11 protein-coding genes are annotated in these 13042 nt (G+C 60.0%); 4 read left to right on the forward strand and 7 right to left on the reverse strand.

Annotated features, from left to right (window positions below):
- Positions 1-221 precede the first annotated feature (221 nt).
- Positions 222-1142 (reverse strand): LysR family transcriptional regulator, encoded by a 921-nt coding sequence (locus B3I26_RS02910; protein WP_296254928.1) that lies wholly within the window; start codon positions 1140-1142, stop codon positions 222-224.
- A gap of 168 nt (positions 1143-1310) precedes the next feature.
- Between B3I26_RS02910 and trhA the strand changes: the two genes are divergently transcribed.
- On the forward strand, positions 1311-1928 hold the full coding sequence (gene trhA, locus B3I26_RS02915; protein WP_296254930.1) for a PAQR family membrane homeostasis protein TrhA: 618 nt from the start codon (positions 1311-1313) through the stop codon (positions 1926-1928).
- A 101-nt stretch (positions 1929-2029) separates the two neighbouring features.
- On the opposite strand, the gene B3I26_RS02920 is transcribed toward trhA, so the two are convergent.
- Together B3I26_RS02920 and B3I26_RS02925 are read right to left on the reverse strand one after the other, a co-directional pair.
- Entirely contained in the window at positions 2030-2749 is a 720-nt protein-coding gene (locus tag B3I26_RS02920; protein ID WP_296254932.1) for a 16S rRNA (uracil(1498)-N(3))-methyltransferase, read from the reverse strand.
- 100 nt (positions 2750-2849) lie between these two features.
- Positions 2850-4256, reverse strand: a complete 1407-nt coding sequence (locus B3I26_RS02925) for an adenosylmethionine--8-amino-7-oxononanoate transaminase (RefSeq protein WP_296254934.1) — start codon at positions 4254-4256, stop codon at positions 2850-2852.
- 222 nt (positions 4257-4478) lie between these two features.
- Between B3I26_RS02925 and B3I26_RS02930 the strand changes: the two genes are divergently transcribed.
- The 3 genes from B3I26_RS02930 (at position 4479) to B3I26_RS02940 (ending at position 7734) form a co-directional block, all read left to right on the forward strand.
- Complete coding sequence (locus B3I26_RS02930) at positions 4479-6251, forward strand: flavin monoamine oxidase family protein (protein ID WP_296254936.1); 1773 nt, start codon at positions 4479-4481, stop codon at positions 6249-6251.
- Positions 6252-6553: 302 nt separating this feature from the next.
- Positions 6554-7105 (forward strand): cytochrome b, encoded by a 552-nt coding sequence (locus tag B3I26_RS02935; protein WP_296254938.1) that lies wholly within the window; start codon positions 6554-6556, stop codon positions 7103-7105.
- Between the two features lie 32 nt (positions 7106-7137).
- Positions 7138-7734: a YceI family protein gene (locus B3I26_RS02940; RefSeq protein WP_296254940.1), complete on the forward strand. Its 597-nt coding sequence runs from the start codon at positions 7138-7140 to the stop codon at positions 7732-7734.
- A gap of 255 nt (positions 7735-7989) precedes the next feature.
- Here B3I26_RS02940 and B3I26_RS02945 read toward each other — a convergent pair whose 3' ends face one another.
- The 4 genes from B3I26_RS02945 to metF all read right to left on the reverse strand — a co-directional run bounded on the left by B3I26_RS02945 (position 7990) and on the right by metF (position 13030).
- Positions 7990-9858, reverse strand: coding sequence for a DEAD/DEAH box helicase (locus B3I26_RS02945; RefSeq protein ID WP_296254942.1), 1869 nt, complete (start codon positions 9856-9858; stop codon positions 7990-7992).
- A 219-nt stretch (positions 9859-10077) separates the two neighbouring features.
- Complete coding sequence (locus tag B3I26_RS02950; RefSeq protein ID WP_296254944.1) at positions 10078-10905, reverse strand: substrate-binding periplasmic protein; 828 nt, start codon at positions 10903-10905, stop codon at positions 10078-10080.
- Positions 10906-10988: 83 nt separating this feature from the next.
- Entirely contained in the window at positions 10989-12119 is a 1131-nt protein-coding gene (locus tag B3I26_RS02955) for a hypothetical protein (protein WP_409522003.1), read from the reverse strand.
- Between the two features lie 65 nt (positions 12120-12184).
- Positions 12185-13030 carry a methylenetetrahydrofolate reductase [NAD(P)H] gene (metF, locus tag B3I26_RS02960; protein ID WP_296254946.1) on the reverse strand — a complete coding sequence of 282 codons (846 nt, stop codon included), beginning with the start codon at positions 13028-13030 and terminating at the stop codon, positions 12185-12187.
- Positions 13031-13042 lie beyond the last annotated feature (12 nt).

The following is a 13042-nucleotide window of genomic DNA, read 5'->3' on the forward strand; positions in this document are numbered from 1 at the left end:
CAAAAGCGGGCTGCGGTGGACATCGATCCGCTTCTGCCGAAGGCGTAGGAGGCCAGCTTGCTGACGATTGAGTGCGAAGCGCTCATAAAACCAGACGCCCTCGGTTGAGTCAGGAGAACCGCCTGAGCAGGGGTTAGTGGCGGTTCCCAGCAGATGCCCAATCCGCGTCCGCAGCCAGCTGAACGGCTACGCCTTCGGCATAAGCCGCTGTGTGGTGACTGTTAGTGTTGCTCCAACCGATTCGAATACATCCGACACTCCGCCAGCAATGCCAGCAGATTCGGATCGCGCTCGCGGGCTTTGAGAAAAACCAGCCCGATGTGCTGCTGCATGCGGTAACGCGCCTGTAGCGGTATCAGGCGCACGCGGTTTTCGTAGACGGCGGCGATCCGGCCGGGCAGCAGCGCGTATCCCACTCCTGAGCTGACCATGCTCAGCAGCGTGAAGATGTCGTTGACCTGCATCGCCACCTTCGGCTCGAACCCCGCTTGCTGAAATACTCGTGCACCGTCGCGGTGAGTGGCAAAGCCTTGGGTCAGGGTGATGAACGTCGCTTCGCGCAGATCGCTCAGGTTCACCTCGGCCTGTTGCGCAAAGGGCGAGTCGGCAGGACAGGCGAGGAAGATATCGTCGGAAAACAACGGCAACTGCTCGCAATCCGGGTCGTTGACGCTCTCGTTGAGCGAGACCAGGATCGCGTCGACTTCCATGTTCTTGAGCTTGTAAAACAGATCGATGTTCGAGCCCAGAATCAAATCGATATTCAGCTCGCTGCGACGGATCTTCAGCCCCATGATCAGCTGCGGCACGGTCTTGACCGTTAGCGAGTACAACGCACCAAGCTTGAATCGCGCAGCCGAGAAACCAGCGGCGGCACGGGTCTGCTCGACGGTACTTAACACGTCCTGCACCAGTTTCTGCGCTCTTTCTTCCAGCACGTAGGCGCTTTCCAGCGGCGTCAGGTTGCGCCCTTCATGCTTGAACAGCGGGCAGCGCAGCGCGTTTTCCAGTGAATGAATCGCTCGATGAACGCTGACGGTGCTGGTCTGCAGTTCCACCGCCGCACGCGCCAGATTGCCGGTACGCATGAACGCCAGAAAGATCTCCAGCTTCTTGAGGGTCAGTTCTTCGTCGATCTGCATCGTGTGTTTTCCGCAGCGAATTTGTTGTTCTTCGAGCGGCCGATTGTGCCGAACTCAAGTGTGGCTGGCTGCATAAAATGCTCATAAACCCTGACACATGCATTGCGCTTTTGAGTCATAAGCTGGAGCCTTGTCCACTGTCGTGCAACTGAGAGAGGTGTATTGCGGATGTACTACGGAGAAAAATTCAACGCCTGGACCCACCTCGTCGGCGCGCTGCTGGCGTGCATCGGTGCCGTGTGGCTGCTGGTGATCGCCAGCCTGGCTGGCGATGTGTGGAAGATCGTCAGCGTGGCGGTGTATGGCGTGGCGCTGGTGGTGTTGTACAGCGCCTCGACGGTGTACCACAGCGTACGCGGTCGGGCCAAAGCGATCATGCAGAAGGTCGATCACTTTTCGATCTACCTGCTGATCGCGGGCAGCTATACGCCGTTCTGCCTGGTCACGCTGCGCGGGCCATGGGGCTGGGCCTTGTTCGGCATCGTCTGGGGACTGGCATTGATCGGGATATTGCAAGAGATCAAACCGCGGTCCGAAGCGCGGGTCATGTCCATCGTGATCTATGCGGTCATGGGCTGGATCGTGCTGGTGGCGGTCAAACCGCTTATGGCTGCCCTGGGCACCGCCGGATTTACCTGGCTGGCGCTGGGCGGGGTGTTCTACACGGTGGGGATTATTTTCTTCGCCTACGACAAGCGCTTCCGGCACTGGCACGGCATCTGGCATCTGTTCGTGATTGCCGGGAGTGTGCTGCATTTCGTCGCGATCACACGGTATGTGCTTTAACACGGGAGCGTGCTTGTCTTCGATAAACGATGACGCGTTACATCTAAAACCGTGTCGTCGATAACGCAGGCAAGCGCTCCTGATTCAGCTATTTAGTTAGCTTAGAAATCCCCCCACAACTGCTGCGCCACGCTCAGGGCCACGACCGGCGCTGTTTCTGTGCGTAGCACGCGCGGGCCGAGGCGGGCGGCGTGGAAGCCTGCGTCCTGAGCCTGATCGACCTCGGCGTCATTCAAACCGCCTTCCGGCCCGATCAGGAACGCCAGCGTCTGAGGTTTTTCATGACTCACCAGCGGTTCGGCGACCGGATGCAGCACCAGCTTTAAATCCGCCTCGGTGTGCTTGAGCCAGTCGCCCAGTGTCACGGGCGGATTGACGACCGGCACCACGGATCGCCCGCACTGCTCACACGCACTGATCGCGATCTGCTGCCAATGGGCCTGGCGTTTTTCTGCACGCTCATCCTTAAGGCGCACTTCACAGCGTTCGCTGACGATGGGCGTGATCTGTGTGACCCCCAGTTCGGTGGCCTTCTGAATCGCCCAGTCCATGCGCTCGCCGCGGGACAAGCCCTGGCCGAGGTGAATCTGCAGGGGCGATTCGGTCAGGCCAGGGAAGCTTTCGCTCACCTGAACCCGAACCTGTTTCTTGCCGACTTCCACGAGCGTTGCGCGAAACTCCAGGCCTGAGCCATCGAACAACTGCACCGCATCCCCCTCGGCCATGCGTAACACGCGGCTGATGTAATGCGCCTGGGCTTCGGGCAGTTCGTGTTCGCCAATGCTTAAGGTGGCGTCGATGAAAAAGCGGGAGAGTCTCATGGTTGTATCTCTGTGTTCATGGTGGCAACGCTACGATCGTTCTCACGCTCTGCGAGGTCATGCATTCCGTGGCGCTCTGAGCCACACATCGGTGCCAGGCTTAACCCGGATCACGGAAATCCGGATGGAAATTCTCTCTCACCGCCACGCTAATACTGCTGCGCGTTGCGATGTCGATGCCTTCGCTGGCCACTTCCGCCAGAAAGTCGATCTGCTCGGGCGTGATCACGTACGGCGGCAGGAAATACACCACGCTGCCCAGAGGACGCAGCAACGCGCCGCGGGTCAGTGCGTGTTCGAAGACCTTAAGCCCACGACGCTCCTGCCACGGATACGCCGCTTTGCTGGCTTTGTCCTGCACCATCTCGATAGCCAGCGCCATGCCGGTCTGTCGGACCTCGGCAACGTGCGGGTGATCCGCCAGGTGCGCGGTCGCCGTCTTCATGCGCTGGGCCAGCGCCTTGTTGTTCTCGATAACGTTGTCCTGCTCGAAGATGTCCAGCGTTGCCAAGGCTGCCGCACAGGCCAGCGGATTGCCGGTGTAGCTGTGCGAGTGCAGGAAGGCGCGCAGGGTCGGGTAATCGTCATAGAAAGCAGCGTAGACGTCATCGGTGGTGATGCACGCGGCCAGCGGCAGGTAACCGCCGGTCAACGCTTTGGACAGGCACAGAAAGTCCGGGCGAATGCCGGCTTGTTCGCAGGCAAACATCGTTCCGGTGCGACCGAAGCCGACGGCGATTTCGTCGTGAATCAGGTGCACGCCGTACCGATCACAGGCCTCGCGCAGCAGCTTGAGGTAGATTGGGTCATACATGCGCATGCCGCCCGCGCCTTGAATCAGCGGCTCGATGATCACCGCCGCGACCGTGTCGTGATTGTCGGCCAGGGTCTGCTCCATCACCGCGAACATCGTGCGGGTATGCTCCTCCCAGCTCACGCCCTCGGGGCGGTGGTAACAGTCCGGGCTGGGCACTTTGATCGTGTCCAGCAGCAGCGCCTTGTAGGTCTCGGTGAACAGTGGCACGTCGCCCACCGACATCGCCGCGACCGTTTCGCCGTGGTAGCTATTGGTCAGCGTGACATAGCGTTTCTTGTCCGGTTTGCCTCGATTGAGCCAGTAATGAAAGCTCATCTTCAGTGCGACTTCGATGCAGGATGACCCGTTATCGGCGTAGAAGCAGCGGGTCAAGCCCTCGGGAGTCATGGCCACCAGACGTTCCGACAGCTCGATCACCGGCTGATGGCTGAAGCCGGCCAGAATCACATGCTCCAACTGATCGACCTGATCCTTGATGCGCTGATTGATGCGCGGGTTGGCATGGCCAAAGACGTTGACCCACCAGGAGCTGACAGCGTCCAGATAACGCTTGCCTTCGAAGTCCTCCAGCCACACTCCTTCTCCTCGCTTGATGGGTATCAGCGGCAGGTTTTCATGGTCTTTCATCTGGGTGCAGGGGTGCCACAGGACCTTGAGGTCGCGCTGCATCCAGTCGTTATTAAGGCCCATCGGTGATCTCCAGCTAACGGCTCGCCCAAGGCGAGGGCAAAACAATCGCGCAAGCCTATGCAATGCATGGCAGCGGGACAACCTTTAGCGCACCGGTGGCGGCAGAAACAAGGCTGGCTGACATTGCTGGCGGGCGTATCACGGCTGGCGTATCCTGCGCGCTCTTCGAAGAATCGGAAAACAAATTCCGACAATTCCCTCGTTTAATCCGGAGTTTGCTGAATGCTTTCTGGTTGGCTGCGCGCCTCTGCGCTGGTGATGGTTGGGCTGGTCAGCGCTTCGGCGCTCGCTGTGGATAAACCGCATACTGCGATCGTTATCGGTGGCGGATTGGCGGGACTGACGGCAGCCTATGAATTGCAAAACAAGGGCTGGCAGGTGACGTTGCTGGAAGCCAAGCCGACCCTGGGCGGGCGTTCCGCGCTTGCGGGCAGCGAGTGGATCGGCAACGCCAAGGCGCAACCGGTACTCAATCAGTATCTGGATCGCTTCAAGCTCAGAGCCGTCCCTGCGCCGGAGTTCGTGCGCACGCCGGGCTATCTGATTGAAGGCGAATATTTCTCCGCCGCAGACCTGGCAACCAAGCAACCCGCAACCGCTGAAGCGATCAAGCGCTATGAAGCGGCCATCGATGACATCGCCCGTTCGATCACCGACCCGGAAAACCCTGCGGCCAACAGCACGTTGTTCGCACTGGACCAGATCAATGTCGCCAACTGGCTGGACCGTCTGGCCTTGCCTCCGACCGCGCGTCAGCTGATCACCCAACAGATCCGTAACCGGTATGACGAGCCATCGCGCCTGTCGCTGCTGTACCTGGCTCAGCAGTCACGGGTCAATCGCGATGTGGACGACCGCGACCGTCGTGCCGCCCGCCTGCCCGGCGGCAGCGCGGTGCTGGCCGAGGAATTCGTCAAGCAGTTGAAGGTGATCAAGACCAACTCCCCAGTATCGGCCATCAGTCAGGACAAGGACGGTGTAACCGTCAAGGTCGGGTCTTTGGGTTACGAAGCTGAGTACGTGGTACTGGCCGTGCCGCTGCGCGCGCTGAGCAAAATTCAGCTGACTCCCGCGCTGGATGCTCAGCATCAGGGCGCAATCAAAGGCACTAACTACGGTTGGCATGACCAGATCATGCTCAAGTTCAAGACGCCGGTCTGGGACAGTAAGGCGCGCATGTCCGGTGAGATCTACAGCAACACAGGGCTCGGCATGCTGTGGATCGAGCCCGCCTTGAAAGGTGGCGCCAACGTAGTGATCAACCTGTCCGGCGACAACGCGCGGATCATGCAGGCGTTTGGCGACAAGCAGATGGTGGATCAGGTGCTGATTCGTCTGCACGCCTTTTATCCGCAGGCACGAGGTGCATTTACCGGCTATGAGATCCGTCGCTCCAGTGTCGATCCTTCAACCGGCGGGGCTTACCTGGCCTTTGGTCCGGGTCAGATCAGTAAATACTGGCGCCTTTGGGAAAAGCCACTGCAACGTGTAGCCTTCGCCGGCGAGCACACTGACACCCTTTACCCAGGCACGCTGGAAGGTGCATTGCGAACCGGTCAGCGCGCGGCCAGCCAAGTGCAGGATCTGGCGGCAGGTAAATCGTTCGAGCCTGTGAAAGTGGCACCACCGAAAGCACCTGAGCCTGCGAAGGAAAGTGGCGGCGGTATCGGCGGCTTCTTCTCCAACATGTTCGGCGGCTCCAAGGCAGAGCCCAAGCCGGCCGAGAAGGCACCCGAGCCTGCTCCTGCGCCAACACCCGCTCCAGCACCGGCGCCAGTCCCTGCGCCAGCTGCGCCGGTCGAGCCGGCCAAACCTGCCGAGCCTGTGAAGAAGACGCCCGCCAAGAAGGAGCCGGCCAAGAAAGAGCCCGCTAAAAAGGCACCGGCCAAACCTGCAGCTACGCACAAAGCGCCTGCCAAAACGGACGCGACAAAAAAAGCCCCTGCCAAGGCTGCAAGCGATAAAGCAGCCCCGGCGACAGACAGCAAGAATTGACGCTGAACGGCTGAAATAAGAAAGGCGCGGTGAATACCGCGCTTTTTTTTGTCTGGTGATAAGCACCAGGCGATTTGTTGGTCGTCCATGGCCACGCGGCTTGTCAGCGTTGGCGTGATTGAGACCGCAGCCGCCAGCATCTGAAGGCCATCCGGCGGCCATAACGTTGCGTTAATCCATTGAGAAGAAAAATATGACAGGAAATTTCAATCGTATTTCCTGATATTTCAAAGCGAAAATTTGCGCTTTCTTTCGATAGATAAACCGATAGTCTTTCTATCAGCTTTTACAGGAATAGAACCATGCAGCTACGCAATTCTTCTTCTCGATATGGCTGGGTCAGCATCGTCTTGCACTGGGGCGTCGCGCTGACTGTGTTCGCCATGTTCGCGCTGGGTTTGTGGATGGTGGGCCTGGGTTACTACGACAGCTGGCGCAAGGCCGGCCCCGATCTGCACAAGAGCATTGGCATCGTGCTATTTCTCTTCATGCTGATTCGCGTGGTCTGGCGCTTTATCAGCCCGCCACCGCCAGCGTTGGCCAGCTACACCCGGTTTGTGCGGGTTGCTGCCACACTGGGGCATGCGTTTCTCTACCTGGACTTGTTTCTGGTGATGTTCGCCGGTTACCTGATTTCCACCGCTGACGGCGTGGGGATACCGGTGTTTGGACTGTTCGAAGTGCCTGCGCTGATCAGCGGACTGCCCGACCAGGCAGACGTTGCCGGCACAGTGCATTTGTACCTGGCCTGGACCCTGGTGATTTTTGCGGTACTCCACGGCCTGGCCGCTTTGAAGCATCACTTCGTTGATCGTGATGCAACGCTCATTCGTATGCTTGGCCGCAAGGCCTGATGCTCACTCTCAACTCAAAAGGGACACCACATATGTTGAAAAAGACGCTTGCTGCATTTGCTCTCGGGACTGCGCTGCTGTCGGCCGGCCAGACGATGGCTGCTGATTACACTATCGACAAGGAAGGCCAGCACGCCTTCATCAACTTCAAGATCAGCCACCTGGGCTACAGCTTCATCTACGGCACCTTCAAAGACTGGGACGGTACGTTCAGCTTCGATGCTGCCAAGCCTGAAGACAGCAAGATCAAGATCGACGTGAAGACCGCCAGTGTTTTCACCAACCATGCCGAGCGCGACAAGCACATCAGCAGCAAGGACTTCCTGGACGTCGCCACCTATCCTGACGCCAAGTTCGTGTCTACCAAGGTCACCAACGTTGGCAAGAACGCCGACGGCCAGACCACGGCTGACGTGATCGGCGACCTGACCCTGCATGGCGTGACCAAGCCGGTGACTGTGAAGACCACCTTCCTGGGTGAGGGCAAGGATCCGTGGGGCGGCTACCGCGCAGGCTTTGAAGGGACCACCACCATCAAGCGTTCTGACTTCGGCAAGATGATGGACTTGGGTCCACAATCCGACACCATGACCCTGGACATCAGCTTCGAAGGCGTCAAGGCCAAGTAAACGGGCTGATACATTGAAAACGCCGACCTCAGGGTCGGCGTTTTGTTTGGCGTGCAGCAATCGCTGCCGGCGCGGGCCTGTTCCGCGATCTGACGAGTAGCGGCGGTAACGTGTGAGGACGCGGTCCTTGCACCGCATGTGCAGCGTTTGCAACGCCTTCCTCGCCGATCGCGGGGCGAGCACGCGCCCACAGCCGTGCGAGTTCATAAACAAAAACGCCCCGAACCAGTCGGGGCGTTTTTATTTCAGCGTGACTTAACCTTCGCGATTGCGAGTCAGCAACGCGGGTTTTTCACCCCGTGGGCGGCTCGGCAACTGATCGAGCTGCTCGGCGGAAGGGAAGCGATCGCTCTTGGACTCCTTGTGCATGATCTTTGGTGCGGGCTGCCCATCACGCGGCCCACGCACCGCTGGCTCCTGACGAGCAGGCTGCTCATCACGGCGAGCCTGGCCGTCACGTCCCGAACCATTACGCGGACCGCCGCGCTTGGCTGGAGCGCTTGCGCCGCCGTTGCTGGCGGCGCCGGTCGAGCCGTTGCGCGGACCGCTGCGCCCTGGTGCCTGACCACGTGGTGCCGGAGCGGCGCCCGTGGCTGGCGCGCCTGGGCGACGGTTGCGGCCTTGCTGGCCCTTGCCCTGATAGGGGCTTACGTAGTCAGCGCGGTTACCGAAATTGTCGACTTCGTCGTCCAGGAACTCGTCAGGAGCGCGGTCGGCACGCGGTGCCGGGGCTTGCGATGGACGCGCTTCGGCCGACGGAGTGCCCTGACGAGGCTTTTGCTGACGAGCAGGCCGTGCGGGGCGTTCGCCCGCTGCAGCAGCTGCCGGTTTTTCTTTGCCCTTGTCTTTGCCCTTGTCCTTGCGACCGCCACCACCGCCGCCGCCATTCGGACCGTCGCCACGAGGGCCGCGGGCATTGCGCGGGTTGCGCACGTCCGGACGTTCGCGAACTTCCGGCTTCTCGGCCTCGACGGCGTTGATGTCGAAGCCCATCAGATCGCCGTCGGCGATCTTCTGCTTGGTCATGCGCTCGATGCTCTTGAGCAGCTTCTCTTCATCCGGCGCAACCAGCGAGATGGCCTCGCCGGTACGGCCAGCGCGACCGGTACGGCCGATGCGGTGCACGTAGTCTTCATCGACGTTGGGCAGCTCGAAGTTGACCACGTGAGGCAACTGATCGATGTCCAGGCCGCGCGCGGCGATGTCGGTGGCAACCATGATGCGCACGCTGCCAGCCTTGAAGTCTGCCAGTGCTTTGGTACGGGCGTTCTGGCTTTTGTTGCCGTGAATGGCCACAGCGCTCAGGCCATGCTTGTCCAGGTACTCGGCCAGGCGGTTAGCGCCATGCTTGGTGCGGGTGAACACCAGCACCTGCTCCCACGCGCCTTGAGTGATCAGGTGCGCCAGCAGCGAACGCTTGTGGTTGGCAGGCAGGCGGAACACACGCTGTTCAATGCGCTCGACCGTGGTGTTCGGCGGCGTGACCTCGATGCGTTCCGGGTTGTGCAGCAGCTTGCCGGCCAAGGCCGTGATGTCCGTCGAGAACGTGGCCGAGAACAGCAGGTTCTGGCGCTTGGCGGGGAGGCGGGCGAGGACCTTCTTCACGTCGTGAACGAAGCCCATATCGAGCATCCGGTCGGCTTCATCAAGCACGAGGATTTCGACGTGAGACAGGTCAACGCTGCCTTGACCGGCCAGGTCCAGCAGACGACCCGGGCAGGCGACCAGTACGTCGACCCCGCGAGCCATGGCTTGAACCTGCGGGTTCATGCCCACGCCGCCGAAGATGCAGGCGCTGACGAACTTGAGGTTCTTGGCGTAGATCTTGAAGCTGTCGTGAACCTGGGCTGCGAGTTCACGGGTAGGGGTCAGGACCAGTACGCGCGGTTGGCGCGGGCCGTGACGTTGGGATTTGTCCGGGTGACCGGCGGGGAACAGGCGCTCCAGAATCGGGAGGGCGAAACCGCCGGTTTTACCAGTACCTGTCTGAGCGGCGACCATCAGATCGCGGCCTTGCAACACGGCGGGAATGGCCCGCTGTTGCACCGGGGTAGGCTGGGTATAGCCAGCAGCCTCAATGGCGCTGACTAAAGCCTCGGAGAGACCGAGGGAAGCAAAGGACATGAGTAATCCTGTCTTAAGTTGGGGCAATTAGGGGCCCGAATAGGAATGATCTGCTCGGCGCGAATTGGTGGTCGAATGGCGCGATCCCGAGGTCTGTAAGTTCAACTCGTGGCATGAGCGCGTGAAAGAGAGTGCGCTGTAGACGTGATCGAGAAGTCTTCTGTGAGACCGAGCGTCCGGGCGTGAGCCTGGCGGGAGCGCCCGAGTATAACAGAGCAATCACAATGCGCTGCTTTCATGCTGCTCAACGGTTTTATCGACGCCAGGCGTCGATTGCACGGTGGCTTCTGCGGGCTGGTTCGCCAGCGTCGCACCGGTATAGTGCGCCACGAGCCGGGCATAGGCCGGTTCGCGCTTGAACCGCTTCAACTCGGCTCCGAAGCGTTGTACCAGCAAATCCATTCCTGCGTTACGACGCAGCGCAAGGTATTGCGCGCGGGTGCTCAAGACCGTAGGCAGCTGGCTGACCTGATCACGCAGTTTGAGCTGGTCGAGCATCTGCTGCCCCACGCGTCTGTCCGTCACCAGCAAGTCGATGCGTCCGCGGATCAGCTTGCCGAAATTAGCCTGATGGCTCGGTGCCGGTTCGCGAACGAACGAGGATGAACTATCGAATTCCGGGGTGTACAGATAACCGGGGGAAACGCCGATCGTCAGGCCCTCGAGGTCTTCAAGCGTGCGGAAAGGGTGCGGGCGCGCGTTGGCGTGGAACAATACCCAGTTAACGTCGGACAAAGGCTCACTCGGATACACCAGCAAGTCCTTCTCACGCGCACTGACCTTGAAAATATCCAGTGCGCCATCGGCTTCTCCCCGCTGAAGCATCATCAGGCAGCGTTTCCAGGGCAGGAATTGCCATTGCACATCGATGCCCAGGCGTTGAAGCACGATAGCCGTGGTGTCGTAGTCCAGCCCTGAAGCCTTGCCGTTTTCCTCCATTGCGTAGGGCGGCCAGGGCTCTGTGACGAGACGCAGCTTTTCGCCCATGGCACTGAAACTCAGGCAGGCGATAAGCGCGGCGGACAGAAACTGGGAGGTCTGGGGCATTGGGCGAGATTACGACGCTCGTCCGGTAAATAGAAGAGGCGCGCGCCGAGGCGTCGCGAAAGCCGGCAGCGCTATCTGGCTGGTCAACGCGCCGATCGACTCCCGATCAGATGCTGATAGATCGCCGTGCGCCTGCGCCCGAGCAGTCTGCGCACCGCCCAGTGATCCAGCCACTGGCGCAGATGCGCGGGTTCGATCGGGTCCTTCATTCGTTTTTCGGCGTTAGTGAACGCCTTTTCCCACCACACCGCCGAGCAGGCCTGATCGAACTCGTTGGCATGCTCGCAGCACCCGTAAAGCACCTCACGGACGAATTGGCGCTGTGGCTGGGGCACCGCCAGCGTTGCGCTTTTGTACATCAGCCGCTGCCAGGTAGCGGGACGCGGAATGCGCATCGACACATTGCCCGTGTCTGCCAACGCTTCGGCACTGGTGGGGTTGTGCCCATGTTTATGGAGCCAGGCACGAACCTTGGCGCGAAACAGCTGCTTGCGACTCCAGTAATGGTGAATCACGTCGGTGCATTGCTCGACTTTCAGCGAGCGGTACGCGGCCACCCCCAGGCAGAACTCTTCCAGCGTGATGGCGCCTGGCGTGATCGGGAAAAACTCGTCCATCAGCTCAATGGACGTATCTAGCGTTTGTGCGTTCTCGCGAGTCAGCCCGATGACGCCCGAATTCAGCAATCTCATTTGATCATCGGCCAGGTTTCGTTCGGCCAGTGTTTCAGCGAGCGCGGTGTAAAGCACGGTCTCCTTGCAGTCGGAGTAGCGCAGTTGAAAGGCATTGCACAGCAGGGTGTCGGGGCGCACTTTCTCGAACAGCTTCATGGGGCTGTCATGGAAAAACGTATCGGTGTCGATCAGCACCGCTTTTTCCGATTCCTGCAACACCTTGCGAGCGAGCACATGCTTGCAGCGGAAAGGGTAGTGATGCGGACCACTCCACTCGCGACGCGTGTCGGCGCCTAATGCACGAACGCGTACCGGCAGTTGACGATAGGGGTCGCTTTTGTCGCTGAATACTTGAATGTCGAACGGACGGTCATCGGCATTGCCCGCCTTCGCCAAGGCGCTGGCGATGCTGAACACCGCTTCCTGATGGTAGGTATTGGCACCGAAAACCAGATAAATCAGTTGCGGGCGTGAAGTGATAGGTCTGAATGAAGTCAACTCAATGTCCGTCGCGATTAAGGCTTCAGCAAGCTTCGTCATGACGAAGCCTGCTGGAGAAACGTTGCCTTAATGTGACAGGAGCACTGCTATTGAATTCCGACGGCTTAGCGGGGCAGGTGCAGGTTGTTCCAGATAGCCAGGCTTGGTTCGGCCTGATTGAGCGTATAGAAGTGCAGGCCGGGGGCTCCGCCCTGTAACAGGCGGTCACACATCTGTGTAATCACTTGCTCGCCGAACGCCTGGATGCTCGCCGTATCGTCGCCGTAGGCTTCCAGTTGCTTGCGAATCCAGCGTGGGATTTCCGCACCGCACGCGTCGGAAAAACGCGCCAGTTTGCTGTAGTTGGTGATCGGCATGATGCCGGGCACGATCGGGATGCTGACGCCCATCTTCTGGACGCGTTCCACGAAATAGAAGTAGCTGTCGGCGTTGAAGAAATACTGGGTGATCGCGCTGTCGGCACCGGCATTGGCCTTGCGCACGAAGTTTTTCAGGTCGTCTTCGAAGTTGCGCGCCTGGGGGTGCATTTCCGGGTAGGCGGCGACTTCGATATGGAAGTGGCTGCCGGTTTGTTCGCGGATGAAGCTCACCAGATCGTTGGCGTAGCGCAGCTCACCGCTGGCCATACCCATACCGGACGGCAAATCGCCGCGCAGCGCGACGATGCGGCTGATGCCTGCTTCCTGGTACTGGCCCAGCAGGCCGCGCAGGTCGGCCTTGCTGTCGCCGACACACGACAGATGCGGTGCGGCGGGAACGTTTACTTCCTTTTCCAGCTGCAGCACGGTGTTGATCGTGCGGTCACGCGTGGAGCCCCCGGCACCGTAGGTGCAGGAGAAAAAGTCAGGGTTGTAGCCAGCCAGCGTGCGTGCGGTGGCAAGCAGTTTTTCATGACCAGCGTCGGTCTTCGTGGGGAAGAATTCGAAGCTGTAGCGACGGTCTTGGGACATCGGAGGGGACCT

Source organism: Pseudomonas sp. UBA5706 (assembly GCF_002419965.1).
GTDB lineage: Bacteria > Pseudomonadota > Gammaproteobacteria > Pseudomonadales > Pseudomonadaceae > Aquipseudomonas.

What these genes read in the sequence shown, in the direction of transcription:
- B3I26_RS02910 (WP_296254928.1), bottom strand. Translation starts at nt 1,142, where the DNA reads ATGCAGATCGACGAAGAACTGACCCTCAAGAAGCTGGAGATCTTTCTG.
- trhA (WP_296254930.1), top strand. Translation starts at nt 1,311, where the DNA reads ATGTACTACGGAGAAAAATTCAACGCCTGGACCCACCTCGTCGGCGCG.
- B3I26_RS02920 (WP_296254932.1), bottom strand. Translation starts at nt 2,749, where the DNA reads ATGAGACTCTCCCGCTTTTTCATCGACGCCACCTTAAGCATTGGCGAA.
- B3I26_RS02925 (WP_296254934.1), bottom strand. Translation starts at nt 4,256, where the DNA reads ATGGGCCTTAATAACGACTGGATGCAGCGCGACCTCAAGGTCCTGTGG.
- B3I26_RS02930 (WP_296254936.1), top strand. Translation starts at nt 4,479, where the DNA reads ATGCTTTCTGGTTGGCTGCGCGCCTCTGCGCTGGTGATGGTTGGGCTG.
- B3I26_RS02935 (WP_296254938.1), top strand. Translation starts at nt 6,554, where the DNA reads ATGCAGCTACGCAATTCTTCTTCTCGATATGGCTGGGTCAGCATCGTC.
- B3I26_RS02940 (WP_296254940.1), top strand. Translation starts at nt 7,138, where the DNA reads ATGTTGAAAAAGACGCTTGCTGCATTTGCTCTCGGGACTGCGCTGCTG.
- B3I26_RS02945 (WP_296254942.1), bottom strand. Translation starts at nt 9,858, where the DNA reads ATGTCCTTTGCTTCCCTCGGTCTCTCCGAGGCTTTAGTCAGCGCCATT.
- B3I26_RS02950 (WP_296254944.1), bottom strand. Translation starts at nt 10,905, where the DNA reads ATGCCCCAGACCTCCCAGTTTCTGTCCGCCGCGCTTATCGCCTGCCTG.
- B3I26_RS02955 (WP_409522003.1), bottom strand. Translation starts at nt 12,119, where the DNA reads ATGACGAAGCTTGCTGAAGCCTTAATCGCGACGGACATTGAGTTGACT.
- metF (WP_296254946.1), bottom strand. Translation starts at nt 13,030, where the DNA reads ATGTCCCAAGACCGTCGCTACAGCTTCGAATTCTTCCCCACGAAGACC.